General features: G+C 42.4%; 1 protein-coding gene. It reads right to left on the bottom strand.

Annotated elements, in window-relative coordinates; all coding sequences use genetic code 11:
• Nucleotides 1–241 (bottom strand): hypothetical protein (locus NE665_RS24515; RefSeq protein WP_256302781.1); only part of this gene is annotated, 241 nt, incomplete at its 3' end.
• Between the last annotated feature and the right edge of the window lie 14 nt (nt 242–255).

The following is a 255-nucleotide window of genomic DNA, read 5'->3' as shown; positions in this document are numbered from 1 at the left end:
ATACCGCCTGTCCATTTTTATCAGTCACAAGGACTTTTGCTGTCTGTCCCTTTGCATTTTTAGCAATAGGAGCTTTTTCCCAACTTCCGTATGCATCTATATCCTTTTTGGATTTAACGGTAAATTCAACACCGGCCAGCTTATCAGCTTCACCGGCACCATTGTCTGATATCTTGATAATGGAGAATGCCTGAGCCTTGACACGTTCCTTGACCGTTTGTTTCTTTGTAACGATTTCCACACTTTGTCCTGCAT

Origin of the sequence: Clostridium sp. DFI.1.208 (assembly GCF_024463855.1) — a bacterium.
Taxonomy (GTDB): domain Bacteria; phylum Bacillota_I; class Bacilli_A; order Erysipelotrichales; family Erysipelotrichaceae; genus Clostridium_AQ.
Note: the sequence above shows the minus strand (reverse complement) of the source record. Positions and strands in the feature narration are given on the sequence as shown.